The organism is Ensifer sp. NPDC090286 (assembly GCF_044769565.1).
Classification (GTDB): Bacteria; Pseudomonadota; Alphaproteobacteria; order Rhizobiales; family Rhizobiaceae; genus Ensifer.
Genome location: NZ_JBIVYF010000001.1, coordinates 692,211 through 714,552, shown reverse-complemented (window position 1 = coordinate 714,552; position 22,342 = coordinate 692,211). Strand labels below are relative to the sequence as shown.

Sequence of the window (22,342 nt, the reverse complement as noted above, 5' to 3'; positions counted from 1 at the left end):
GCCCCCCTGAGCGCGCGTCCGTCAGATGGCGCCCTTAACAAGGGCGCCGCATTCGGTGACATCGGCCTGGGTCAAGTCCGCTCGTCGGTCCACGTCCAGCTACCATCCTCCCGGCAATCCAGCAGGGCACGGTAGAGGTCGCGCGTATCGCCTTCCTCGCCGTTGTTGATGCATGTGATGGAACGCTCACAGAGAAGCCTCAGCGTGTTGCGGAAGGTCTCGCGTCCAAGCGTAGCCTCGATCCGGTCGAGAAAGACATAGCGCGGCCTGGAGAGAAGCACCTTGGCGACCGCCAGGAGTTGCTGGTCGCCCAGGGACATCTCCCGATCCTGCTCCTGCTCCAGCCCGTCGGCGCCGTCGGCGAGCTCGTCGAGACCGAGGCTGCGCAAGACTTCCAGCACCTGGCGGTCGGAGAACCCGTCAGGATTTTCTGATGGCACCAGATACTGCCGAAGCGTACCCGGCGGCAGATAGGGCCGCTGCGGCAGAAACATCAGGTCGTCCGGCCGCTCGATCCGCCCGGCGCCGGCGGTTGGAATCCCCGCAGTTGCGCGGAAGAGCGCAGCACCCGCAGTGGCATGCGGACCAGAGATCAGCACCGGCGTTCCCATTGGGATCGACAGCGACAGATCGCGAAGCACCGTGTGGCCCGACGGTCCCAGCGTGACATGGTCGAAGACCAGATTTCCGTCCCGTTTGGCCAGTTCGACGCCGGACACGCTGTGTTTTCGGCTCCGTTCGATCGCCTCGAGCAAGGCGCTGAGCCGCGAAACGACGGCAGCGAAGTTCGAGATCGAGTTGAACTGCCGGACGATCAGCGAGAAGGCGCCGCCAAGCATGGCAAAGGCCGCGCCGGACTGGGTGATGACCCCGAATTCGATTTCACCGCGCATGAAGGCCGGCGCGATGATCAAGTCCGGGATGATCTGGATCATCCAGTTGTAGCCGCTGGTGAAATAGGCGAGGTTCCGGTTGACGGCAGTGATGATGCGAATGTTGCCGACCAAGTCATCGAGACGATGCAGCAGCCGCGTCTTCTGCTGCCCCTCGACGCCGGTCACCATCACCGCTTCGGCGTTTTCGCGCAGATGCATGAGGCTCGACCTGAAGCTTGCCTCCTTGTCGAGCCGCTCATAGTTCAGGCCGATCAGCGGGCGCCCCAGCACGATCGTCATGTATGAGCCGCAGGCGGCATAGAGCACGGCAACGGCAAACAGCAGCGGACTGATGGACCAGAGCACGCCCGAGAACGTCACCACCGTCAGCGTGCTGCTGAACAGCATGATGATGTAGGAGAGCGTGGTGACCGTAAAGGCCTGGATGTCCTCGGAAATCCGCTGGTCCGGATGGCTCAGCGTGCCTGAGACCTCGAGCCGGTAGTAGGCCTCGTCTTCCAGATAGATGTCGACGGCGCGGCGGGTCAGGAATTCGCGCCAGAGCAAAGCCAGCCGTTCCTCCACGAAGCGTGCAATGACGCCGACGACGGTCAGCACGGCAAAGACGCAGACATAGAAGACGGCTTGCCGGATGAATTCGTTCATCTGGCGCTCGGCGATCGCCGTCATGAAATTGCGGCCGACATAGTTGTTGACGACGTTGAGGCCGTTCAGGCCGAAGAGCAGCAACATGAGCCCGAAGAACATCAACCGGGCGCGGCCGCCAACTTCGGAGGTCAGGAAGATTCGGACAGCCCGTGCGAAGCGAAGTGCGGTTGTTCTGATCGGCACTGGCTGGCTGTCCATCAGATTACCTTTGTTGCTTTGGCCGTCAGAGCCAGCCGCCGGAAAAGCCCGCCCGCCTCAGGCCCACCACCAGCGGCTCGCAGCGGCGCATGATGTTCCAGAGCAGGCCGGTCCTGTAGTTCTCGATCATCAGCACCACGGGGCCCTGGTCGATGCCGAAGTGGTAGGGGCTGACCCACCAGCCGGATTCGGTTCCCTCCATCGGAAAGCTTCTGTTGAAGGAGGGCTTGAAGCCGTAGAGCTTGGTCATGCCGAGGTTCATGCGGGCGCAGTTCCAGACCGTCGGAATGACGATCTCCGGCGCGAAGGGCAGTGAGGCGACCACCGCCCAGGGCGACACGGTGCCGTCATCCGGACCAAAGGGTGCGCCGCGGGCGATGTAGTCGAAGAACTCCCGCTCGACGCCGTTCACCATGCCCTTTGTCCAGCCCGGACCATCGCTTGCGGTGAAGCCCCAGCAATGTTCGCCGTAACCGACGAAATTCAGCGGGTTGCGGATGGCATATTCCTGCTGGACGAAGGTGGCATGGCGGCTGTTCTGGAAATAGTCGCTGTTGTGCTCGCGCATGAACTCGTCGCGGATGCCGCGGAAGTCAATCCACATGTGCGAGAGCTGGTGGGTGAAGAGCGGTCCCGAATAGAGCAGTTCGCGCCCGTAAAGGTTCCGCCAGTCGTAGCTTGCGGTGTAGGCGGTGTAGGCTTCCGGTGGCAGTGGATGGGTCGGCGAGCCGAGGCCGAGGATGTAGAGCAGCAACCCTTCGTCGTAACCGCGCCAGCGGTAGGGGATGAAGCCGTTTTCCGGCCGCCAGCCATGGGTCAGCGTCAGTCCGTGGTCGCAGGCCCAGTTCCAGTCGGCCCGTTCATAGAGCGCGTTGGCCAGCCGGCGAACCTCGGCTTCCTCGGCGCTGTCGCCGTCGAAATAGGCGGCGACCGTCAATGCGCCGGCAAAGAGGAAGGCGGAATCGATCGTCGACAGCTCGCACTCCCACACCCGCCGGCCGGTCTCGATGTCGAGGAAGTGATAGAAGAAACCCTTGTAGCCGGAAGCGTCGGGTTCCGGCCCTTGCGGGCATTCAAAGAGGAACTGCAGCCGTCGACGCGCGATCTTGGCGGCGAACTTGCGGATGACGATACCGCGCTCGACCAGCACTGGGATCGTCGCGAGCGCCATGCCGACTGCGGCGATGCTTGCGGGTGCGTCTTCCTGCGTCTTGTCACGAACCAGGCCGTTGTCCGGGTTGGTGCAGTGGAGATAGTAGAGCAGCGTCGTGAACTGCAACCGGGCAAGATCCTGCTCGGTCGGCATGCGGTTCAGTTCGGGATCTGTCGACAGCAATTCCGACATGGCAGCCAGCCGCAATGACGATGAAGGTTCGTGTCACATGCGCGAGACGCTCCTTGCGGAGCGGCTCGCAAGCCCAGACGAGCCGGGCAGGGTGATGTCAGCCCGGCCCACGCGCAAGCCTAGACGTTATCCCCTTCGGTCGATGTCCCGGCCTTGGCAGGCTGCGCCCCCTTGACGCCCCATTTCCAGCCGCTGATCGAGGGCATGTCGTCGCCATGTTTCTCGATGTATTCGCGGTGCTCGATCAGCTTGGCCTGGATCGCCTGCTTGAAATAGGCCGCCCGCGCGCCGAGATGCGGCAGGCGGTCGATGACGTCGCCGGCCAGATGGAAACGATCGAGCTCGTTCAGCACCACCATGTCGAACGGTGTCGTCGTCGTGCCTTCTTCCTTGTAGCCGCGCACATGCAGGTTGCCGTGGTTGGTGCGGCGGTAGGTGAGGCGATGGATCAGCCAGGGGTAGCCGTGGAAGGCAAAGATGATCGGCTTGTCCCTGGTGAAGATGCCGTCGAAGTCGCGGTCCGAAAGGCCGTGCGGATGTTCTTCCGCCGGCTGCAGCTTCATCAGGTTGACGACGTTGACGACCCGGACCTTGACCTCCGGCAGGTGCTCGCGCAGCAGCTGGACGGCAGCAAGCGTTTCCAGGGTCGGAATGTCGCCGCAGCAGGCCATGACCACATCCGGCTCGCTGTTGGCGTCGTTGCTCGCCCAATCCCAGATGCTCACACCCATGCTGCAATGGCGCACGGCCTGCTCCATCGTCAGCCACTGCGGCCCCGGCTGTTTGCCGGCGACGACGACGTTGATGTAGTTGCGGCTGCGCAGGCAATGATCGGTGACTGACAGCAACGTGTTGGCATCCGGCGGCAGGTAGACGCGGACGACCTCCGCCTTCTTGTTGACGACGTGGTCGATGAAGCCCGGGTCCTGATGGCTAAACCCGTTGTGGTCCTGACGCCAGACATGAGAACTCAGGAAGTAGTTGAGCGATGCGACCGGCCGGCGCCAGGGGATCTCGTTGCAGACCTTCAGCCATTTGGCGTGCTGGTTGAACATGGAATCGATGATGTGGATGAAGGCTTCGTAGCAGGAGAAGAAGCCGTGGCGGCCGGTCAGCAGGTAGCCTTCGAGCCAGCCCTGGCACTGGTGCTCGCTCAAGACCTCCATGATCCGCCCGTCGGGCGAGAGGTGATCGTCCTCCGGATAGATCTCGGCCATGTAGCAGCGGTCGGTAACCTCGAGCACATCCTGCCAGCGGTTGGAATTGTTTTCGTCCGGGCTGAACAGACGGAAGTTCTTCGCATCCATGTTGTTCTTCATCACGTCGCGCAGGAACTTGCCCATCACGCGCGCCGCTTCCACGGTCGTTGCTCCCGGGCTCGGAACGTCGACGGCATAGTCCCGGAATGCCGGCATCTTCAGGTCGCGCAAGAGGAGGCCGCCGTTTGCATGCGGGTTGTCGCTCATCCGGCGATGTCCCGATGGCGCGAGCGCCGCAATCTCCGGCTTCAGCCGGCCCTCGTCGCTGAAGAGCTCTTCCGGACGGTAGCTCTTCATCCATTGTTCGAGCACGCGGATGTGCTCGGGCTTGTCCATCTCGCCCATCGGCACCTGGTGCGAGCGCCAGTAGTCCTCGCATTTCTTGCCGTCGATTTCCGGCGGGCAGGTCCAGCCCTTGGGCGTGCGGAAGATGATCATCGGCCAGGCCGGGCGCTTCAGATTGCCCCTGATGCGGGCATCGTCCCAGATCTGCCGGATTTCGGCCATCGCCGTATCGAGCACGTCCGCCAGTTGCTGGTGAACCTTTGCCGGATCATGTCCTTCGACGAAATAGGGTTTGTAGCCCATGCCCTCGAAGAACTTCTTCAGTTCGTCGTGCGGGATGCGGGCGAGGAAGCAGGGATTGGCGATCTTGTAGCCGTTCAGATGCAGGATCGGCAGCACGCAGCCATCGCGGGCAGGGTTGAGGAACTTGTTGCTCTGCCAGCCGGTCGCAAGCGGACCGGTCTCCGCCTCGCCATCGCCGACGATGCAGGCAACGACCAGATTGGGATTGTCGAAGGCGGCGCCATAGGCGTGGCTGAGCGCATAGCCGAGTTCGCCGCCTTCATGGATGCTGCCGGGCGTTTCCGGCGCCACATGGCTCGGGATGCCGCCAGGAAAGCTGAACTGCTTGAACAGTCGCTGCATGCCTTCGGCGTCTTCGGCGATGTTCGGGTAAAACTCCGTGTAAGTGCCCTCCAGGTAGGCATGCGCCACCAGAGACGGCCCGCCATGGCCGGGGCCGATGATGTAGATCATGTCGAGGTCGTCGCGCTTGATCACCCTGTTGAGGTGAACATAGAGCATGTTGAGGCCCGGCGATGTGCCCCAATGGCCGAGCAGACGCGGCTTGATGTGCTCGCGCTTCAGCGGCTCGCGCAGAAGCGGATTGTCGAGCAGATAGATCTGCCCGACCGACAGGTAGTTCGAAGCGCGCCAATAGGCGTCCATCAGGCGGAGTTCGTCTGATGACAACGGTGCTGCTGATTTTCCGGATGCCGTCTCTTTCATCGATGCTGTTTCAGGCGAAACCATCTGAGCCTCCCGGTCAAAAGGACATATGCTGAAATTCCCTCCGGCTTGCCGTCGCGCAAGCCATCGCAGAATTCGCTACGGTCGTTGCTGTTTTTCTGCGGCGGGCAGGCGGCGGAACGCTTGAAGTTTGAACGACAGCAGCAGGAACACGCTTGCAGCGCCGCGAACTCAGGCCGCGGCGGTCTCGACGCACATGTTATTGCGGATAGGGCTCGGCGTAGTGTTCGACCACGCCGCGGACACCACGCACGTTCTCAGCCAGAATGCGCGCCGCCTTGCGGCAATCGGCAGTCTCCACATTGCCCCAGAGGTGCACGATGCCGTCGGTGACGGCAACCTTGATATCCAGGCCCTCAAGGCCGGTGTTTTCGCCGATGCGCACCAGGATGCTGCGCCGGATGGCTTCATCGCCTGCCGCCGTCTCGTCCTGCTTTGCGGACAAGATCGCCTGCAGCAGGTCGGCGCGGCTGACGATACCGACGACAAGGCCGTTCCGCAGAACCGGTATGCGCTTGATCCCGCGCTCCTGCATCACCGCCGCGACCCGCGCGACGGAGGCGTCCTCGTCGATGGTCACGGGATTGGCCGTCATGGCGTCACCGACCCTCCAGGAGGACCGGCGCACATAGGCGCTCGCCCGCTCGTCCGCGGCCCCGCTCGGGTCGGCGACCGGAATGCCGCCGCCAAGCTCGCTCCGGCGAATGAGATCGCCTTCGCTGATGACGCCCACCAGGGCTCCATCACCGTCGACCACGGGAAGGCCGCTTACATGATTGTCGAGCATGATCCGGGCTGCCTGCCTGACGCTGTTGTCAGGGGACAGCTTGACGACCGACGTCGTCATTACATCTTTAACGCGCATGTCGATCCCGCTCCCCAAAGGACTTGGCACCGTCATTACGCTGCGTAAATTAGTCCCATCTCGTCGGTTCGACAACTAGTGGGTGGCAGAAAAGAGAGTGGCGGACAGGGTGGGATTCGAACCCACGGTACGGTTTCCCGTACGCTGGTTTTCAAGTTGAGGGCTCGCCTATAACAAGCGCTTTCTATCGCTGCGAAATAGTGCCTATCCCTATGATTAAGCAGTGTTATTGCATGCTTGTCACATATATTCGATGTGCCTCATTGAGCCGTCTTTCAATCGTTTGGGCGCAAAATGGGCGCAAAATTTCAGCCCTTGGAAAGGAAGTGTTGCCCCAATTTTTCCGCCGCCTTGCGGTCCTTGCCTTCAACAGAATGAACATAGGTGGACAGTGTGAAAGCGACCGTGCCGTGGCCGAGGCGGTCGGCCACCGTGCGAACGTCGTCGCCGCTCGCCACCATCTGCGAGGCCATCCCGTGGCGGAAACCATGGGTTGGTGCAACACCCGAAACTCCGGCTTGTCGATGAAGCTGGCGCAACCTCGTTGTCAGCATTCCCGGCGGTAAAGCCGTGCCGCCGAAATAGGGGAACATCAACAGCGGCTCACGCTGATAGCCCTTGCCCCATTCAAGCGCTAGTTGACTGATAAACGCCTTGTGCCGCCGGATGGCCGGCGCAAGCTCGGCCGGGAACGAAATAACTCGTTCGGACGATTCCGATTTGGTGCGATGGTCGCGAAACACCGGCTCGCCTTTGGCGGTCTGCACGACGGTTCGAAATATCGAAATGGTGCATGCATCAAGGTCCACGGCGTCGAACGCAAGGCCGAGGACTTCCGAACGGCGCATGCCGCATGTGAGCAACAGCGCCACAATCAAGTCGAGGCCGGGTTGCTTGACGCTTGCCACCTCCGCGAGCTTGTAGACCTTGAGCGCTTCCGCTTCCGTCATCACCTTGATTTTCTTCCGGCCGACTTTTGGCGCGGCAAGTTGGGTGAATGGGTTTTCCGAAATGAGCTTGCCGGCGACGGCCCGCTTCATGACGAGTTGCCCCGCGCGATGGGTATGCAACAGCGTGCGCCCGGACAACGGCACCGCCTTGCGTTGCTCGCCGTCTTTCTTGCTCTTGGAATAGCGAATGCCGCCTTCCGCCTTGAGCTTAGCGAATGCCTCGTCAATGTGGATTGCGGTAATCTTGGAAAGCTGTAGATGGCCGATGTAGCGGCATAGGCGGGCGAGGGAAAACCCGTATCCGTCAAGCGTCGTTTCCGCGTGTTCGCCCTTGAGCCGCCAATGCGCAAGCGTTTCGTTGGCGAATGTCTCGAATGTCTTTTTGCCGCCGTCATTGATGCCGCGCCGCTCTTGCTCAAGCTCCATCTTGGCCGCGTGCCCCTTGGCGTCACGTTCCTTGTCAAAGCTCTTGGTGAAGCGCTTCCGCTTGCCGTCTATGCCGGTGATGTTCCAAACAGCCTGATAGAAGACCGAGCCCGTGGGCGTCGTTTGTCTGCGAACACTTGCCATTTCAATGTCCCTTCGTTTTCGTTGCGTGCATGGCTCGACATGAAGGCGAGCAAAAGCGGCTATCGCGGCGGCCGATTGCGAACCAATCGGCGCAAAACTCGCACTGGCGCATGTTCTGGCCCGTATCGAGATGGGCGAGCGCCGAGGCGAGCATGAAGCCGGCGAGGGAGCGGGCGACCGCGTTGATGGAAATCTTGCCTTGGTCGGAAACCTCGACCGCCATGCCGATATCCCCCGCGAACGGGCGAGACCGGCGAATGTCCTGCATGATGGTGACTCGGTGGCTGACGTCGCGATTATGAAAATGGCTCACGCCGTTCTCGTCGGCATCGCTCCAAAAGCCGGCAACCTGCCCGAGGTGCAGCGCGATAACGTCCCATCCGTCCGAATGTGAGGGTTTCCCCGGCGCCAGTTCGCCGAAAGGGTCTCCCCAACGGCGAACGAACTCCATGACTTGCGTTTCGTCATCCTGCCGGATGGATGCGAAATTGCGCCAAATTCCGCTTGCGCCGGTCACTTTTTTTTCCCGACCGTTGCCAGTCGTCTTGAGCGCTCGGGCGTACCGTTGATGGCCGCGCGACAAGCTATTGTCGCTGCACAATATTTTCTCTTCCGCTGTAGCCGTGGGGAAAGCTCTTCCGGTCCATTTCAGAATTGTTGCCAGTTGCATTGATTGACCCCGCATTGTCAGTGATTTGCATCGTTAAGCATTACATGACACTGGTTTTTGTTACAATGCCATTCCGTCAACTGTTGCGCTTATTGATGGACTTTTGGCATAATTCAACTTGTCACTTACTAACGCGACAGGGAGTCGACAATGAATGACAAGAACCGACAGCGCCGGCCACGCGGCCCCGGTCTTTCACTAAACCAGTTCGCCGAGGAGACCGGAATGTCCTTTCGTCGCGTCCAAGCGGCGGTCAGGAACGGCGAGCTTAAGACGGTCAGCTTCGGCAACGCCGACCGCATCCCTGATAGCGAGAAAGACCGCGTTCTCGCCATGCTTCGGGGCACCGCCGCATAAACCCAAGAAACTCGCTGCATAGGCAACCCGGCCACGGCCTATGCGGGCCGGGAACCCTTTCGCTTGTTCGAAAGAAACCCCAATGAACCTGTCAGAAATTGACTATCGCCGAGCCGTTCCCATGCCTTTCGGCCTCGTGGCGCACTTCTCATTCGTCGGCGGCAATTTCGAATGCGCATGGGCACCCGACCAGCCGTGGCGCATCATTCGAAAATCCAAAGCCAAGCGCCGTTTCATCGCCGCCTATACCGATGCCAGAAACGATTTCATCCGCGACCTTGCCACCATCACCGGCTTGCGGATGGTCGAGCAGACGCAAGACACAGTTGGCCCGATATCGACGCCGGGGACGCCGGTAACGTTCGGCTCGCCGACGAGAAGCCTTTGGCAGACGAACGCGGCATCCCTCAAGGCCGTCTTGCCGGTGACGTGGGCGAACAAGCCGACCTCGGTCGCCTATGTCGATGCGATTTCGTGGTGAGCGCCATGGCTATCACCCCGGAACAACGCCACCGCGCTCACGAGACACTGGCACGGCTCGCCGCCCGCCAATCCGATGCCGAGCTTGAGATTGTCGAGCCAACCCCGAGCGCGCCCGACAGCGGCCCCGGAAGCGCCCGGACGCAGTGCGAGGACGGCGTTTATCGCACCTATGATGAATGGCGGGCGTGGAAGGCCGGGCAGAAAAAGGCCGAGACGGAAAAGGCGCTTGAGGGCCGATTGCTCGCCATCATGGGCCAGCGCGTCAAGGCGCAACGCAAAGAGGTCTACACCACGATACAGCAGGCCTTCGACGCTTTCGGCGAGGAAGCCGCCGACGCCATCAACAAGCGGTTTGCCAAGAACCGGGACGCCATCAAGGCCGACGTGGACGGCTTCAAAGCCGAGCTTTCCGCCGATATTCGCAGGCACTTCAACGAAGTTGACGCTGTGGTCGACACGCTCGCCACGCAAGCCGCCGCCAAGGCGGTCAACAGCATCATCGGGAAACTGAATATCGAAATCAGGAACCTGCACGCCGAAATTGCCGAGTTGAAGCGAAAAGGGGAACAGCCATGAAAGCACAGGGCTATGTCGATATGGAAGTGTTGACCGACGACCCGCACCCTATCGCACCGGCTCGCAAGGGCCGCATGTCGGTCTACATCATCCTGCCGGATGGCTCGGGCTTCAAGGCCACGGCGACCGACGACGGCAGGACCGTCTATTCCGAGCAATTCACCGAGGCCGAAATGGTCGCCAAGCTTCTCAGTTTCTACGGCCTTCACGCCATCAAGGTTCAATGACATGAGCAACATCGTTACCGTGCGGCGTGAAGGCGGGGAATTGGTTGAGCGGGAGATTTCCGGCCCGCCGATTGAGGCCGAGGGGGTGGCGAACGCCCTTGGTGAACTCGTCGCCATCGCCCGCGACATGCAGCCCGACGACCTGTCAATCGATATCGACGCGGCGGCCGGCAAGCTCCATTTCCGCGCCTATCGCAGGTTCAGACCCATCGCGCCGGCAAGCTCGCCAAGTCGCGATTGAGGGGCCGGGGCGGTTGGCTCTGGCGAGGCCGCCCCGGCGACAGGACTCGCTCGATTTCAAGGCAGAATGCTGGGTGGATCCCTTCTAAATTCTGCCGGCACTGCGATGGGCAAATCTACGGCAGACTTTTCGGAAACGTGCTTCAAGATACTTGAAGCATCCTCAACGGCCTTTCGATAGTTTTCCGATGATGAGAACGCGGTGGTCAGTTCCACGAATATGACCTCCTCCAATTCTTTCTTCAAATAGTAAGGCCCGGCGTCGGGGTGGTTCTCTAGGTACCCAGATTGATGAGGCAGGACGCTTTTTATTAGTGCGTTTGATTCATCGCTCTTCTTCAGTACGTCTGTCCCCATACCAGCCCTGAGTATTCCCGCTAAGGCGACTGCCCGACTGCCGATTGTTCTCAGCGCTTCATAGGCCATCCACGCCCTCGGCGGCACGAACAACCTCTCGGAGTCGGCTAAGGGGCGTTGCTCTTGGAGCAGTTTATCGATGGCCGATGCCTGCCAAACCGTCTCCATAAAGAGCTTCATTTCGGCTTCTTGAGACTCGAACGCTTTTTCGAGCGCCGAGATGTTCAGAATGGCCATAAACGACGTGATCATCTCGAAACGTCGCTCAAAAACCGTCGCGGCCCAGAGGTTTTCGGCCGCTGTTATTCGCCGGCGGTCTAGTTCCTCATGGTGAGCCGCCATGTTAGCTAGTGCCCCAGCCCGAAGAGACTTGATGTCCTCTTCTTTCGACCGAATTTCTGATTTCAACTGCTCTATCTGGCGGTCAAAGCCGTGTTGGACGCCTTTTTCGACGAACGCTTTTAAGAAGTAGCCGCCCGCCAAACCCGCTATCGTCACGACCCCACTCGAAATTATCGCAGGTCCCCAACTTTCCCAGGACATTGGCACTCTCTCTCCCACTCAACAACACTACGTTGTAGACGATTGCCATAAACCTCTTTCTGAAACGCTTCCGCAACAGAAATAGTGCAAGCTATGCGGGGGAGTCATCACCGTGGAAAAACATATGAGGAAACTTGCTGCGGCGACATTGTTCGCCTTCTCTGCCACCATTCCGGCACCTGCACTTGCCGGATTCGAAACTGGCAACGATGTCCTGAGCGCTTGCCGGTCACTCAGAACAGAGAATTTCTTCGATGCTGGCCGTTGTCTGGGCTATGTCGTGGCAATCAGTGACATGCTGGAAATCAACTGGTTTCTTTATAATCGCGTGGACTGCCAAATGCCGGAGCGAGTAACGAAAGGGCAGGTCGCAGACATCGTGGTCGCTTACTTGGAGAGAAATCCCGGAACGCGTCACCAAAGTGCCGCCGGACTTGTCAGCATGGCTATTCAGGAACAGTTCTGCGCGAACAATCGAAAAGCAAGCGGGGGGTAATCCGTTCTCTAATTGCATCAGTGGAAAAGCGGCAGTAGGCATGAAGAAAAGCGCGGTCACTACGGCGCTCATTTCCGCCGTGGCCTTTCCTGCGCGCCGACAAGTTCCTTGGCATCGCCCCCGCCGAGCGGCTTTGGCCCGCGTGGCGGCTCGGCCCCGATGGTTTCGAGTTCCGGTGGCGACCCATTCGGTTTCGGCCTGAATCGGTGGATAATGGCTTTCATCGCCCATACCTCGGCGGGCATCGCTCGTGGTGCGGCGAGGCCATCGCGGCCGAGGGAAGATGGCTGGCCGCGAAGCTTTAAAGCCGGTGGCGTTCCTCGACCGTCAAATTCGTGTTGGTGATGCCGCCGACGAGGCCGGCGAGCTTGCCACGGCCAAAGCCACATTTCCGTTCGATGGTCGCCACCGCCAACCCAGCGCGCATGAGCCGTTCAACGGTGCCCGCGGGGCTCACTGTAGGTCTCGCCGGAAAAGCTGATACCAAAGCTTGTCATCGAGATAGTCGCGCGAGGCAAGGCGGTCATCAGGCCGCGCCGCCCGCTCATATCGCGGCACCGGGGCGGGCTTCTCATCGTCTTTGGTGATGAGCGGCTTTGGCCGTCGAAACCACTTCATTTCCGCCTCGCTCGATAGGCCCGCTCAATCGCCATCCCGGTCTCATAGCTCGGCCGGCGGCTTTCGCCGTTCTCCAATCGCCAGAGGGTTTGACGGCTCACGCCGGTTTCCCGTGCAATCTGGGAAGGCGTCATGCCGTGGTCGACTCGCAATGCTTCAAGCATCGAAGCGAATTGTTCGGTGAGGCAGGGTTCTTTGCGCATAGCGGTAACAAGTTACCACACGCGGATAAGTGGGCAAATCATGGCGGATGGGGTGGGATTCGAACCCACGGTACGGTTCCCCGCACGACGGTTTTCAAGACCGTTGCCTTAAACCACTCGGCCACCCATCCAGCACTTTGCGCCCGCTTAAAAGGTTTGGGCGCAAAATGGGCGCAAAATCCACTAGTCGAAACCGGGTTTTGCCTTTGAATTAAAGCGCTTAGGGGCGCTCACATTCTACATTTCAAGACCAGAGCCTTAAACCACTCGGCCACCTGTCCTTGCCTGAAGCAACGCTCGACGGCGCGCTGGGCACGGCGTTATTGCGCGAAGCCTTGGCGCTTTGCAAGAATTAACATGCATCGCTGAAAGATTTTCTCGAGCGCTTCGAAGAGCCGGCGCGGGCAGGGATCGCGTTAACCGGCCATAAACCATAACAAGCGAAATGCGGCGCCAGCCTGTGGATGAGTTCGCATTTTCGCCTTGATGATGTCATGAATACACACCTGTTCCGTTTCGGGACGCCGAGATTTCCGCTGGGGGTAAGCGGAAGGTTTCGAGTACGGCTTTATCGATCGATGTTGTGGGACAGATGACCTCCAGTAAAAATGCGGCACTTCTGGTCAAGGGATTGCGCCTTGCGGCTATTCCGGCGCTGTGCGTAGCGCTCACCGCCTGCGGCTCCACGTCGAACGTCAAGAAGACTGCGCGGAGCAAGGAGTACTTTCCTGAATCCGTCTATGGCGTGAAGGCGAGCCCCCGCGTTGCCACCGGCAACAACATCCCGAAGGGCGGCGGACGCTTTCAGGTTGGCAAGGCCTACCAGGTCAAGGGCAAGTGGTACCAGCCCAAGGAAGACTTCGGCTATAACAAGACGGGCATGGCATCCTGGTACGGCTCGGCCTTCCACGGGCGCCTGACCGCCAATGGCGAAGTCTACGACAAGGCGCATCTTTCGGCCGCCCATCCGACCTTTCCGCTGCCGAGCTACGCCCGCGTCACCAACATGGAAAACGGCACCTCGGTCATCGTGCGCGTCAACGATCGCGGCCCCTACGAATACGGCCGCATCATCGACGTTTCCTCGAAGACGGCAGACCTGCTCGACATCAAGCGCAAGGGCAGCGCGCAGGTGAAGGTGCAATATGTCGGCCGCGCGCCGCTCGAAGGCAACGACATGCCTTACCTGATGGCGTCCTATGTCGAGAAGGGCCAGCGCGGCCCGAGCATCATGCCGGAAGGCCAGATCGCAACCGGCGTAATGGTTGCGTCGAACGAGCCGTTCCGCAAGCAAAGCCTCGGCACGATCAGCGTTCCGGCCAAGGCGTCGCTCGACGTCAGCGAGCCGGTGACGGCGATGGCCGCACCTGTGCCGCAGTTTGCCCAGCAGCCGGCGTCGTTCAACGAATTCGTCATGCTGCCGGAAATCGGCCCGATCCCGCGGGAGCGGCCGGAGTACATTCCGATGCCCAACGGCAACATGGCCTATGCGGCGGCCTATTACGAAGTTCGCGTCAGCGACGCCGAATCGCCCTTCGAAGCGGTCATGGTCGACAAGAAGCAGCTGACGCCGCAAGTCATCGTCGACTACGCCAAGCGCCAGAAAACCAACGGTTCGGCCCGTTAACAGTTCTCGGCGTTGTGCCAAAATGACCACGCTGCTATGCCCAAGGGGAAACCGGAGTTTCCCATGCGCATGAAGATGCTTTCGGCCGCATTCCTGGGCCTTGCGTTGTTTGCCGGCGCCGCATTCGCGCAAACGCCGGCCCCCGCCTTCGACACCAAGGCAAAACAGATCCTGCTGGTCGATGCCGAAACCGGCACGGTGCTTTTCTCGCGTGCCGAAAACGACCCAATCCCGCCCGCTTCGCTTGCAAAGCTGATGACCATGGAAGTCGTCGCCGAGGCGCTTGGCAAGGGCGAGATCTCGCCCGAGACCCTCTACGACGTATCGGAGCATGCCTGGCGGACCGGCGGCGCACCAGCCGGCACTTCCACGATGTTTGCCGCGCTGAAATCGCGCATCCGGGTCGCCGATCTGCTGCAGGGCGTAGCCGTTCAGCTTGCCAACGATGCCTGCATCATTCTCGCCGAGGGCATGACCGGCAGCGAAGGCGCGTTCGCCGAACGCATGACGGCGCGCGCACGCGAACTCGGCATGCCGGTTGCGACCTTCCGCAACGCGACCGGGCTGCCCGATCCCGGCAACAAGATCACGATGAGCGAACTGGTGTCGCTCGTCCGCCATCTGCACGAGGCGCATCCCGATCTCTACCGGCTCTATGCGCAGCCGGAATTCGAATGGAACAAGATCCTCCAACGCAACAAGAACCCGCTGATTTCGGCCAACATCGGTGTGGATGGCCTGGCGACGGGCTTTGCCGAGGGGTTCGGCTTTTCGCTCGCCGCATCGCTGCAGCGCGGCGACCGCCGTGTCTACCTTGCGATGGGCGGCCTTGAAACCGACAAGGAGCGCATCGAAGAGAGCCGCAAGGTTCTCGACTGGGCGATCACCGCCTTCGAGAAGAAGCGCATCTTCGCCGATGGAGAGGCGATCGGCGAGGCGGCCGTCTATGGCGGCGATGCATCCCACGTCACGCTGGTGGCCGGCGGTCCGGTGGACGTTCTGCTGCCGGTCAACAATCCCGAGCGGCTGACGGCGCGCATCGTCTACAAGTGGCCCCTGCGAGCGCCGGTGTCGGCCGGCACGGAAGTCGGCGTCGTCAAACTGTGGAACGGCGAGAAGCTGTTGCGCGAAGTCCCGGTCAAGACGGCCGGCGCGGTGGGGCAGGGAACCCTGACGAGCCGCGCGGTCGACGCCCTGCAGGAGCTGCTTTTCTTCTGGCTTTAGACCATGGGCGCAATGCCGGCGCAGCAATGCATCTGCCAAATCGTCACCTGACGGTTTCGCCCGGAGAACCAATCGGCTAAACAGGGCCAAATCGCATGCCGATACGGGAAAGCATGGTGTCGCTGAAAAAAGGTCTGTTCGTTACATTCGAAGGTGGGGAAGGTGCCGGCAAGTCGACGCAGGTCCGCCTACTGGCTGATTCCTTGCGCGCCCGCGGCTACGAGGTGCTGACGACGCGCGAGCCCGGGGGCTCTCCCGGCGCCGAGGCTGTGCGTCACGTGCTGCTTTCGGGGGCTGCGGAATCCTTCGGGGTCAGGATGGAGGCGATTCTCTTTGCCGCAGCCCGCAGCGACCATGTCGAAGAGGTCATCCGGCCGTCGCTCGACAAGGGCACGATCGTGCTTTGCGACCGCTTCATGGATTCCTCGCGTGTCTATCAGGGAATTACCGGCAATCTCGAACAAAGCTTCGTCGAGAGCCTCGAGCGCGTGGCAATCAACGGTGTCGTGCCGGACCGCACGGTGATCTTCGACCTGCCCGCCAGTGTCGGCCTCGAACGGGCGCAACGCCGCGCCGGCGACGACAACCCAGATCGCTTCGAAAAGGAACAGCTGGAGACCCACGAGAAGCGGCGCGACGCCTTTCTCGACATTGCCAGCCGCGATTCCGAACGGTGCCGGGTGGTGGACGCGACGCAACCGGTCGAGGCAATCGCCGCCGAGGTGCTTTCGCTTGTCGAAGCGCTTCTGCCGCACGGCGACGGCACGGATACGTCCGCTGAGGAAGTCGTGTCATGAGCGAAAGAGCCGGCGTCCTTGATGGTGCCATTGCACCCGCGGAGAACAATCGCCTGTTCGGCCATGAGCAGGCGGAAGCCTTCCTGACGCAGAGCTACCGCTCCGGCAAGGGGCACCACGCGATCCTGATCGAAGGGCCGGAAGGGATCGGCAAGGCGACGCTTGCCTTCCGCTTTGCCTACCACATCCTGAAACACCCCGAGCCAGCCGATGCGCCCGAAGCGCTCGCCGACCCGGACCCGAGCTCGGCGATCGGCAGGCAGCTCGCCTCCGGCGCCTCGCACAATCTCCTGCACCTGGCCCGCCCGATCGATGAAAAGACGGGCAGGGCGAAGGGGGCAATCACCGTCGACGAGGTTCGGCGCGCCGGCAAGTTCTTCAGCCAGACCTCCGGCACGGGCAATTGGCGCATCGTCATCATCGATCCGGCCGACGATCTCAATCGCAATGCGGCCAACGCCATTCTGAAGATCCTTGAGGAACCGCCGCGCCGCTCGCTGTTCCTGGTGCTGACGCATGCACCCGGGAAACTGCTTCCGACGATCCGCTCGCGCTGCCTGCCGCTGCGGTTGAAGCCGCTCGACGCAGCACCGCTCGGCCAGGCATTGGCGCATCTCGGCTTCGATCTTGAGGGCGAGAATGCCGGGCGGATCATCGCTGCCGCCAGCGGCAGCGTCGCCGAGGCGCTGAAGCTGATCAATTATGGCGGCCTTGAAATCGCCGCGACCTTCGAGGGCATCCTTGCGGGGCAGGGACCGGCTGTCCGGAAAGACATGCACAAGCTCGCCGATGCCCTCGCCGGCAAGGACAGCGAAACGATCTTCGATTTCTTCCAGGCCCTTGCCAGCGACCGGATCATGCGCGAGGCGCGCGAGGCGGCCGTTTCCGGCGATATCATGCGCGCCGAGCGCTTCGCCCGGCTGTCAGCCACCGTGACCGAGCGGCTGACCGTCAGCGATGCTTACAATCTCGACCGGAAGCAGACCATCCTGTCTTTGCTCGACGATATGAAAGCGGCGCTATAGCGCCGGCTGAAAACGCCATTTGCGTGCGATTGCCGCGTGAAGGTCGAGCTTGTGATGCTGCGCGAAGAGCAGCACATGCCCGAGAAGGTCGGCGGTCTCGTCGGCCATCTGTGTCCGGAGATCGTCCGGCGATTTCCCCTGGGACCGGCCGCGGCCGCTGAGCTTGTTCCACGCCTGGGTCAGTTCACCCATTTCCTCCTGCATCTTCAAGATGAACCAGTCGGGATCACGCTCGATCCCGTGCGCGGCGGCATAGCCGGCCGACGCGGCTTCAAATTGGCTGCCAAGTTGATCCAGCACGACTCATCCCCTCCTAAGTTGTTTCCGTTTTGTTCTAAGCCCTGCACGCGAAGCGCGCAAGGAGGAGGGCGGTGTCAGCGGTTGTTCCGGCGGGGCTTTTGATTGATCGCATGTTTCTTCCTAGCAGCGTATGCGCTAAGAGCGTGCGTAGCTTAATCCGAGATAGATCGAATCCGCCTATGAGAGACACGTCCCCCTTCTACATCACGACAGCGATTTCCTACCCGAACGGCAAGCCGCATATCGGCCATGCCTATGAACTGATCGCGACGGATGCCATGGCGCGCTACCAGCGCCTCGACGGACGTGAGGTTTTCTTCCTGACCGGCACGGACGAGCACGGGCAGAAGATGCAGCAGACGGCGCGCAAGGAAGGCGTGACGCCGCAGGAGCTTGCCGACCGTAACTCGGCGGAGTTCCAGAAGATGGCGGTTGCCCTGAACGCGTCCAACGACGATTTCATCCGCACGACCGAGGAGCGCCACCACAAGGCGTCGCAGGACATCTGGATCCGCATGGGCGAGGCGGGCGACCTCTATAAGGACTCTTACGCTGGCTGGTATTCGGTGCGCGACGAAGCCTACTACCAGGAGAACGAGACCGAGCTGCGCGCCGACGGCGTGCGCTACGGGCCGCAGGGAACGCCGGTCGAGTGGGTCGAAGAGCAGAGCTACTTCTTCAAGCTGTCGGAATACCAAGACAAGCTGCTGAAGCATTACGAAGAGAACCCGGACTTCATCGGTCCGGCAGAGCGCCGCAACGAAGTGATTTCCTTCGTGAAATCGGGCCTCAAGGATCTCTCGGTTTCGCGCACCACCTTCGACTGGGGCATCAAGGTGCCGAACGATCCGGCGCACGTCATGTATGTCTGGGTCGACGCGCTGACGAACTACATCACCGCCACCGGTTATCTCGACGATCCGGAGGGTCCGCGCGCCAAGTTCTGGCCGGCGAACATCCACGTCATCGGCAAGGACATCATCCGCTTCCACGCGGTCTATTGGCCGGCGTTCCTGATGTCGGCAGGCCTGCCGCTGCCCAAGCGCGTCTTCGCTCATGGCTTCCTGCTCAACAAGGGCGAGAAGATGTCGAAGTCGCTCGGCAACGTCGTCGATCCTTTCAACCTCGTCGAGCATTTCGGTCTCGACCAGATCCGCTACTTCTTCCTGCGCGAAGTCTCCTTCGGCCAGGACGGCAGCTACAGCGAGGAGGGGATCGCGACCCGCATCAACTCCGACCTCGCCAACGGCATCGGCAACCTGGCGAGCCGTTCGCTGTCTATGATCGTCAAGAACTGCGACGGGCAGGTTCCGGTCTGCGGTCCCCTGACCGACGAGGACAAGGCGATGCTGGCCGCCGCCGACGCGCTGCACGACATCACGCGCGACGAAATGGGCAAGCAGATGATCCACCGGGCTCTGGCGGCGATCATTGCCGTCGTTTCCGAGACGGACCGCTATTTCGCCGGCCAGGAGCCTTGGGCGCTGAAGAAGACCGACCCGGCCCGCATGGGCACCGTGCTTTACGTGACGGCCGAAGTCGTGCGCCAGATCGCCATCCTGCTGCAGCCGTTCATGCCGGAATCCTCGGCAAAGCTGCTCGATCTGGTGGCCGCCCCTGCCGACAAGCGCGACTTCGCGGCACTCGGCGAGGCGGGACGCCTCGTCTCGGGCACGCCGCTCGAGGCGCCGAAGCCGGTCTTCCCGCGCTACGTGGCACCGGAAGCGCAGTAAGGCATTTTGAGCATGCTGATCGATACCCATTGCCATCTGGACTTCCCCGACTTCGAAGCGGAGCGTGATGCCATCGTCGCGCGGGCGCACGAGGCCGGTGTCGAGCAGATGATCACGATCTCGACCCGCGTGAAGCGGTTCGAGACGATCCTCGCGATTGCTGAAGCCTATCCGAACGTCTTCTGTTCCGTCGGCACCCATCCGCACAATGCGGACGAGGAGCTGGATATCACAACCGAGGATCTCGTCAGGCTTTCGGCCCATCCGAAGGTGGTGGCGATCGGCGAGGCGGGTCTCGACTATTTTTATGACAACGCACCGCGTGAGGCCCAGATCAAAGGCCTGCGGCGTCACATAGCGGCCGCCCGTGAGACCGGGCTGCCGCTCGTCATTCACAGCCGCTCGGCCGATGACGACATGGCGGCGATCCTGACCGACGAAACCGGGAAGGGGGCCTTCCCTTTCCTTCTGCACTGCTTCTCTTCCGGTCCGGAGCTTGCCCGTATCGGCGTGGAACTCGGCGGCTACGTGTCGTTCTCGGGCATTCTGACCTTCCCGAAATCCGAGGAACTGCGCGAGATCGCCAAGACCGTGCCGCATGACCGGATGATCGTCGAGACCGACGCGCCGTATCTCGCGCCGAAACCGTTCCGCGGCAAGCGTAACGAGCCGGCTTACGTCGCCCATACGGCAGCCGTGCTTGCCGAGACGATTGGCGTGACCACTGAGGAGATTGCAAGGATCACCACGGAGAATGCTTTCCGCGTCTTCTCCAAGATGCCGAGGCTCTGACGTGGCGTTCCGGCGCGCCTTCACCATTCTCGGCTGCGGCTCGTCACCAGGCGTGCCGCGTATCACCGGTGACTGGGGCGCCTGCGATCCTGAAAACCCGAAAAACCGGCGCATGCGCGCGGCCTTGCTCGTCGAGCAGATCGCGCCCGACGGCGGCAGGACGAGCGTCGTCATCGACACCGGACCGGATTTTCGCGCGCAGATGGTCGCAACGAATGTGCGCCACATCGATGCGGTGATTTATACCCATGCCCATGCCGACCATCTGCATGGGATCGACGACCTGCGCGGTTACGTCATCGAAAACCGGAGGCGGGTGCCGATCTGGGCCGACGCCTATACGATGGGCCGCATTCGTGAGGGCTTTGGCTATTGCCTGGAATCGCCGCCAGGCAGCGGCTATCCGCCAATCGTCCAGCCGCACATCATTCCTGATGACCTGCCGCCGGTGGTGATATCAGGCGCCGGCGGGCCGATCGCATTCCGGCCGTTGATGCAGTTTCACGGCAATATTCACTCTCTGGGATTCCGCATCGGCGATTTTGCCTATTGCAGCGACGTCAGCGATTTTCCCGCAGAAACCGTCGCCAAGCTCGGCGGCCTTGATCTGCTGGTGATCGACACGCTGCAGTACAAGTTCCACCCGAGCCACCTGTCGCTGGTGCAATCGCTCGGCTGGATCGAACGCCTGAAGCCGAAGCGGGCGGTGCTGACGCACATGCACGTGCCGCTCGATTACGACACGGTGCAAGGCGAAACGCCTGATCATATCGAGCCAGCATACGACCTGATGCGGCTCGAATTCGATGTCGATGATCCTACGCTCAACGCCTAAATCAGATTAAAATAAATATATAATATACTGATTTATTTCGAAAAATACGGCGTCAAGTTGGCGCGGATTCGCTCCAGCACCGTCGCGCCCGAAAGATCCGGAACGAAGCGCTGGCCGGTGATCTTCTCGAAGGCTTCGATGTAGACCGCCGAGGTCTGCTCGATCAGATCGACAGGAATTTCCGGGATCGCATCCTTGTAGGGGTCGCAGCGCGCAGTGACCCAGGCGCGCACGAAATCCTTGTCGAAACTCCTGGGTCGTTCGCCGTGTTCGAAGCTCTGCTGGTAGCTGTCGGCGATCCAGTAGCGGCTGCTGTCGGGTGTATGGATCTCGTCGGCGAGAATGATCGTGCCGTTTTCGTCGGTTCCAAACTCGTACTTGGTGTCGACGAGGATCAGGCCGCGCTCGGCGGCGCGCTGCTGGCCGCGAGCGAATAGAGCCAGCGCATATTGCCAGACTGTATCGAGCTGTTCCTTCGTCAGCAGTCCTTGCTCGAGGATCGCTTCGGCCGAAAGCGGCTCGTCGTGGCCGCCGTCGAACGCCTTGCTGGTGGGCGTGATGATCGCCTGGGGCAGTTTCTCGTTGTCGCGCATGCCGTCCGGCAAGGTGATGCCGTACATCTCGCGCTCGCCGTTGCGGTACTTGGTCAGGATCGAGGTGCTGGTGGTTCCGGCGAGATAGCCGCGCACGACGACCTCGACCGGCAGAATGTCGAGCCGCTTGCCGATAACGACGTTCGGGTCCGGATAGCTGACCACATGGTTCGGGCAGATGTCGGCCGTTTCCTCAAACCAGTAGCGCGCCGTCTGGGTCAGCACGTGACCCTTGTTCGGGATCGACGTCAGGATGACGTCGAAGGCGCTGAGGCGGTCAGTCGCGATAATGATGCGGTTGCCATCGGGCAGGTCGTAATTTTCGCGAACTTTGCCTTTGTAGCGGTTTGGCAGTTCCGGAATGAAAGCATCTGAAAGAACGCGCAATTCGCTCATCGCATCTGGCCCTGAAAATGAGGTGTTCGGTTCGGGAACGCTAAGCAGGCTCGAAAGGCTGGGTCAAGCTCGCCAAGGCAATGTTCCGCCGCCATCCATGCTTTCCGGCACATACGTTAGTTCCATAATCTATCTTATGCGATCTTTGTATGTAGCTGGGCGGATTCCATTTCCAAGTGAGATTTGCTCCCAGCGTTTGCCCAAA

24 protein-coding genes and 1 tRNA gene are annotated in these 22,342 nt (G+C 61.1%); 13 read left to right on the top strand and 12 right to left on the bottom strand.

Going from position 1 to position 22,342, the window contains the following annotated elements:
* Positions 1–71 precede the first annotated feature (71 nt).
* The 6 genes from ACIQUG_RS03545 to ACIQUG_RS03520 all read right to left on the bottom strand — a co-directional run bounded on the left by ACIQUG_RS03545 (position 72) and on the right by ACIQUG_RS03520 (position 8,715).
* Complete coding sequence (locus ACIQUG_RS03545) at positions 72–1,742, bottom strand: ABC transporter ATP-binding protein/permease (RefSeq protein ID WP_402317449.1); 1,671 nt, start codon at positions 1,740–1,742, stop codon at positions 72–74.
* Between the two features lie 25 nt (positions 1,743–1,767).
* Positions 1,768–3,087: a glucoamylase family protein gene (locus tag ACIQUG_RS03540; RefSeq protein ID WP_402317446.1), complete on the bottom strand. Its 1,320-nt coding sequence runs from the start codon at positions 3,085–3,087 to the stop codon at positions 1,768–1,770.
* Between the two features lie 119 nt (positions 3,088–3,206).
* Positions 3,207–5,663, bottom strand: coding sequence for a phosphoketolase (locus ACIQUG_RS03535; RefSeq protein WP_402317444.1), 2,457 nt, complete (start codon positions 5,661–5,663; stop codon positions 3,207–3,209).
* A 196-nt stretch (positions 5,664–5,859) separates the two neighbouring features.
* Positions 5,860–6,525: a CBS domain-containing protein gene (locus tag ACIQUG_RS03530; protein WP_402317441.1), complete on the bottom strand. Its 666-nt coding sequence runs from the start codon at positions 6,523–6,525 to the stop codon at positions 5,860–5,862.
* Between the two features lie 308 nt (positions 6,526–6,833).
* Entirely contained in the window at positions 6,834–8,045 is a 1,212-nt protein-coding gene (locus ACIQUG_RS03525; RefSeq protein WP_402317439.1) for a tyrosine-type recombinase/integrase, read from the bottom strand.
* Position 8,046: 1 nt separating this feature from the next.
* Positions 8,047–8,715 (bottom strand): hypothetical protein, encoded by a 669-nt coding sequence (locus tag ACIQUG_RS03520; protein WP_402317436.1) that lies wholly within the window; start codon positions 8,713–8,715, stop codon positions 8,047–8,049.
* Positions 8,716–8,940: 225 nt separating this feature from the next.
* Between ACIQUG_RS03520 and ACIQUG_RS03515 the strand changes: the two genes are divergently transcribed.
* From ACIQUG_RS03515 to ACIQUG_RS03495, 5 genes are read left to right on the top strand one after another with little or no spacing between them, the layout of a single operon-like run.
* The gene (locus ACIQUG_RS03515; RefSeq protein ID WP_402317434.1) at positions 8,941–9,072 is read left to right on the top strand and encodes a hypothetical protein; all 132 of its coding nucleotides are present in this window, start codon (positions 8,941–8,943) and stop codon (positions 9,070–9,072) included.
* 40 nt (positions 9,073–9,112) lie between these two features.
* Positions 9,113–9,553, top strand: coding sequence for a hypothetical protein (locus ACIQUG_RS03510; protein WP_402317431.1), 441 nt, complete (start codon positions 9,113–9,115; stop codon positions 9,551–9,553).
* Positions 9,457–10,131, top strand: coding sequence for a hypothetical protein (locus ACIQUG_RS03505; RefSeq protein ID WP_402317429.1), 675 nt, complete (start codon positions 9,457–9,459; stop codon positions 10,129–10,131). The genes ACIQUG_RS03510 and ACIQUG_RS03505 overlap by 97 nt, the downstream gene beginning before the upstream one ends.
* A complete protein-coding gene (locus ACIQUG_RS03500) occupies positions 10,128–10,358 on the top strand; it encodes a hypothetical protein (protein WP_402317426.1) in 231 nt (76 codons plus the stop codon). Before ACIQUG_RS03505 ends, ACIQUG_RS03500 begins: the two co-directional genes overlap by 4 nt.
* A 1-nt stretch (position 10,359) precedes the next feature.
* Complete coding sequence (locus ACIQUG_RS03495; protein WP_402317423.1) at positions 10,360–10,599, top strand: hypothetical protein; 240 nt, start codon at positions 10,360–10,362, stop codon at positions 10,597–10,599.
* A gap of 56 nt (positions 10,600–10,655) precedes the next feature.
* Here the strand turns inward: ACIQUG_RS03495 and ACIQUG_RS03490 are convergent, their stop codons facing one another.
* Positions 10,656–11,498, bottom strand: a complete 843-nt coding sequence (locus ACIQUG_RS03490; RefSeq protein ID WP_402317421.1) for a hypothetical protein — start codon at positions 11,496–11,498, stop codon at positions 10,656–10,658.
* Positions 11,499–11,610: 112 nt separating this feature from the next.
* Between ACIQUG_RS03490 and ACIQUG_RS03485 the strand changes: the two genes are divergently transcribed.
* A complete protein-coding gene (locus ACIQUG_RS03485) occupies positions 11,611–11,994 on the top strand; it encodes a Rap1a/Tai family immunity protein (RefSeq protein ID WP_402317418.1) in 384 nt (127 codons plus the stop codon).
* 301 nt (positions 11,995–12,295) lie between these two features.
* Here the strand turns inward: ACIQUG_RS03485 and ACIQUG_RS03480 are convergent, their stop codons facing one another.
* From ACIQUG_RS03480 to ACIQUG_RS03470, 3 genes are all read right to left on the bottom strand, one after another.
* Positions 12,296–12,421 carry a hypothetical protein gene (locus ACIQUG_RS03480; protein WP_402317416.1) on the bottom strand — a complete coding sequence of 42 codons (126 nt, stop codon included), beginning with the start codon at positions 12,419–12,421 and terminating at the stop codon, positions 12,296–12,298.
* Positions 12,422–12,608: 187 nt separating this feature from the next.
* The gene (locus ACIQUG_RS03475) at positions 12,609–12,776 is read right to left on the bottom strand and encodes a helix-turn-helix transcriptional regulator (RefSeq protein ID WP_402320559.1); all 168 of its coding nucleotides are present in this window, start codon (positions 12,774–12,776) and stop codon (positions 12,609–12,611) included.
* An 80-nt stretch (positions 12,777–12,856) separates the two neighbouring features.
* Positions 12,857–12,946: transfer RNA gene (locus tag ACIQUG_RS03470), tRNA-Ser, on the bottom strand.
* Positions 12,947–13,407: 461 nt separating this feature from the next.
* On the opposite strand from ACIQUG_RS03470, the gene ACIQUG_RS03465 reads away from it, so the two are divergent.
* The 4 genes from ACIQUG_RS03465 (at position 13,408) to ACIQUG_RS03450 (ending at position 17,488) form a co-directional block, all read left to right on the top strand.
* Positions 13,408–14,442 (top strand): septal ring lytic transglycosylase RlpA family protein, encoded by a 1,035-nt coding sequence (locus ACIQUG_RS03465; RefSeq protein WP_402317413.1) that lies wholly within the window; start codon positions 13,408–13,410, stop codon positions 14,440–14,442.
* A gap of 63 nt (positions 14,443–14,505) precedes the next feature.
* The gene (locus ACIQUG_RS03460) at positions 14,506–15,666 is read left to right on the top strand and encodes a D-alanyl-D-alanine carboxypeptidase family protein (RefSeq protein WP_402317411.1); all 1,161 of its coding nucleotides are present in this window, start codon (positions 14,506–14,508) and stop codon (positions 15,664–15,666) included.
* A gap of 113 nt (positions 15,667–15,779) precedes the next feature.
* Positions 15,780–16,463, top strand: coding sequence for a dTMP kinase (gene tmk, locus ACIQUG_RS03455; RefSeq protein WP_402320556.1), 684 nt, complete (start codon positions 15,780–15,782; stop codon positions 16,461–16,463).
* Complete coding sequence (locus ACIQUG_RS03450) at positions 16,460–17,488, top strand: DNA polymerase III subunit delta' (RefSeq protein ID WP_402317408.1); 1,029 nt, start codon at positions 16,460–16,462, stop codon at positions 17,486–17,488. The genes tmk and ACIQUG_RS03450 overlap by 4 nt, the downstream gene beginning before the upstream one ends.
* Here the strand turns inward: ACIQUG_RS03450 and ACIQUG_RS03445 are convergent.
* A complete protein-coding gene (locus ACIQUG_RS03445) occupies positions 17,483–17,788 on the bottom strand; it encodes a pyrophosphatase (RefSeq protein WP_402317405.1) in 306 nt (101 codons plus the stop codon). The two genes, ACIQUG_RS03450 and ACIQUG_RS03445, sit on opposite strands and share 6 nt — an antisense overlap.
* Before the next feature lie 179 nt (positions 17,789–17,967).
* Between ACIQUG_RS03445 and metG the strand changes: the two genes are divergently transcribed.
* Genes metG through ACIQUG_RS03430 form a run of 3 tightly spaced genes read left to right on the top strand, consistent with a single transcriptional unit; the run spans position 17,968 to position 21,148 of the window.
* Positions 17,968–19,521, top strand: coding sequence for a methionine--tRNA ligase (gene metG / locus ACIQUG_RS03440; RefSeq protein WP_402317403.1), 1,554 nt, complete (start codon positions 17,968–17,970; stop codon positions 19,519–19,521).
* Between the two features lie 12 nt (positions 19,522–19,533).
* Positions 19,534–20,313: a TatD family hydrolase gene (locus tag ACIQUG_RS03435; RefSeq protein ID WP_402317400.1), complete on the top strand. Its 780-nt coding sequence runs from the start codon at positions 19,534–19,536 to the stop codon at positions 20,311–20,313.
* A 1-nt stretch (position 20,314) separates the two neighbouring features.
* Positions 20,315–21,148 carry an MBL fold metallo-hydrolase gene (locus ACIQUG_RS03430; protein WP_402317397.1) on the top strand — a complete coding sequence of 278 codons (834 nt, stop codon included), beginning with the start codon at positions 20,315–20,317 and terminating at the stop codon, positions 21,146–21,148.
* Positions 21,149–21,180: 32 nt separating this feature from the next.
* On the opposite strand, the gene ACIQUG_RS03425 is transcribed toward ACIQUG_RS03430, so the two are convergent.
* On the bottom strand, positions 21,181–22,128 hold the full coding sequence (locus tag ACIQUG_RS03425; RefSeq protein ID WP_402320553.1) for a phosphoribosylaminoimidazolesuccinocarboxamide synthase: 948 nt from the start codon (positions 22,126–22,128) through the stop codon (positions 21,181–21,183).
* Between the last annotated feature and the right edge of the window lie 214 nt (positions 22,129–22,342).

Excerpts from the sequence above, each read along its gene's own strand:
- ACIQUG_RS03545 (WP_402317449.1), bottom strand. The coding sequence starts at position 1,742 with ATGGACAGCCAGCCAGTGCCGATCAGAACAACCGCACTTCGCTTCGCA.
- ACIQUG_RS03540 (WP_402317446.1), bottom strand. The coding sequence starts at position 3,087 with ATGTCGGAATTGCTGTCGACAGATCCCGAACTGAACCGCATGCCGACC.
- ACIQUG_RS03535 (WP_402317444.1), bottom strand. The coding sequence starts at position 5,663 with ATGGTTTCGCCTGAAACAGCATCGATGAAAGAGACGGCATCCGGAAAA.
- ACIQUG_RS03530 (WP_402317441.1), bottom strand. The coding sequence starts at position 6,525 with ATGCGCGTTAAAGATGTAATGACGACGTCGGTCGTCAAGCTGTCCCCT.
- ACIQUG_RS03525 (WP_402317439.1), bottom strand. The coding sequence starts at position 8,045 with ATGGCAAGTGTTCGCAGACAAACGACGCCCACGGGCTCGGTCTTCTAT.
- ACIQUG_RS03520 (WP_402317436.1), bottom strand. The coding sequence starts at position 8,715 with ATGCAACTGGCAACAATTCTGAAATGGACCGGAAGAGCTTTCCCCACG.
- ACIQUG_RS03515 (WP_402317434.1), top strand. The coding sequence starts at position 8,941 with ATGTCCTTTCGTCGCGTCCAAGCGGCGGTCAGGAACGGCGAGCTTAAG.
- ACIQUG_RS03510 (WP_402317431.1), top strand. The coding sequence starts at position 9,113 with ATGCGGGCCGGGAACCCTTTCGCTTGTTCGAAAGAAACCCCAATGAAC.
- ACIQUG_RS03500 (WP_402317426.1), top strand. The coding sequence starts at position 10,128 with ATGAAAGCACAGGGCTATGTCGATATGGAAGTGTTGACCGACGACCCG.
- ACIQUG_RS03495 (WP_402317423.1), top strand. The coding sequence starts at position 10,360 with ATGAGCAACATCGTTACCGTGCGGCGTGAAGGCGGGGAATTGGTTGAG.
- ACIQUG_RS03490 (WP_402317421.1), bottom strand. The coding sequence starts at position 11,498 with ATGTCCTGGGAAAGTTGGGGACCTGCGATAATTTCGAGTGGGGTCGTG.
- ACIQUG_RS03480 (WP_402317416.1), bottom strand. The coding sequence starts at position 12,421 with ATGCGCGCTGGGTTGGCGGTGGCGACCATCGAACGGAAATGTGGCTTT.
- ACIQUG_RS03475 (WP_402320559.1), bottom strand. The coding sequence starts at position 12,776 with ATGCTTGAAGCATTGCGAGTCGACCACGGCATGACGCCTTCCCAGATT.
- ACIQUG_RS03465 (WP_402317413.1), top strand. The coding sequence starts at position 13,408 with ATGACCTCCAGTAAAAATGCGGCACTTCTGGTCAAGGGATTGCGCCTT.
- ACIQUG_RS03460 (WP_402317411.1), top strand. The coding sequence starts at position 14,506 with ATGCGCATGAAGATGCTTTCGGCCGCATTCCTGGGCCTTGCGTTGTTT.
- tmk (WP_402320556.1), top strand. The coding sequence starts at position 15,780 with ATGGTGTCGCTGAAAAAAGGTCTGTTCGTTACATTCGAAGGTGGGGAA.
- ACIQUG_RS03450 (WP_402317408.1), top strand. The coding sequence starts at position 16,460 with ATGAGCGAAAGAGCCGGCGTCCTTGATGGTGCCATTGCACCCGCGGAG.
- metG (WP_402317403.1), top strand. The coding sequence starts at position 17,968 with ATGAGAGACACGTCCCCCTTCTACATCACGACAGCGATTTCCTACCCG.
- ACIQUG_RS03435 (WP_402317400.1), top strand. The coding sequence starts at position 19,534 with ATGCTGATCGATACCCATTGCCATCTGGACTTCCCCGACTTCGAAGCG.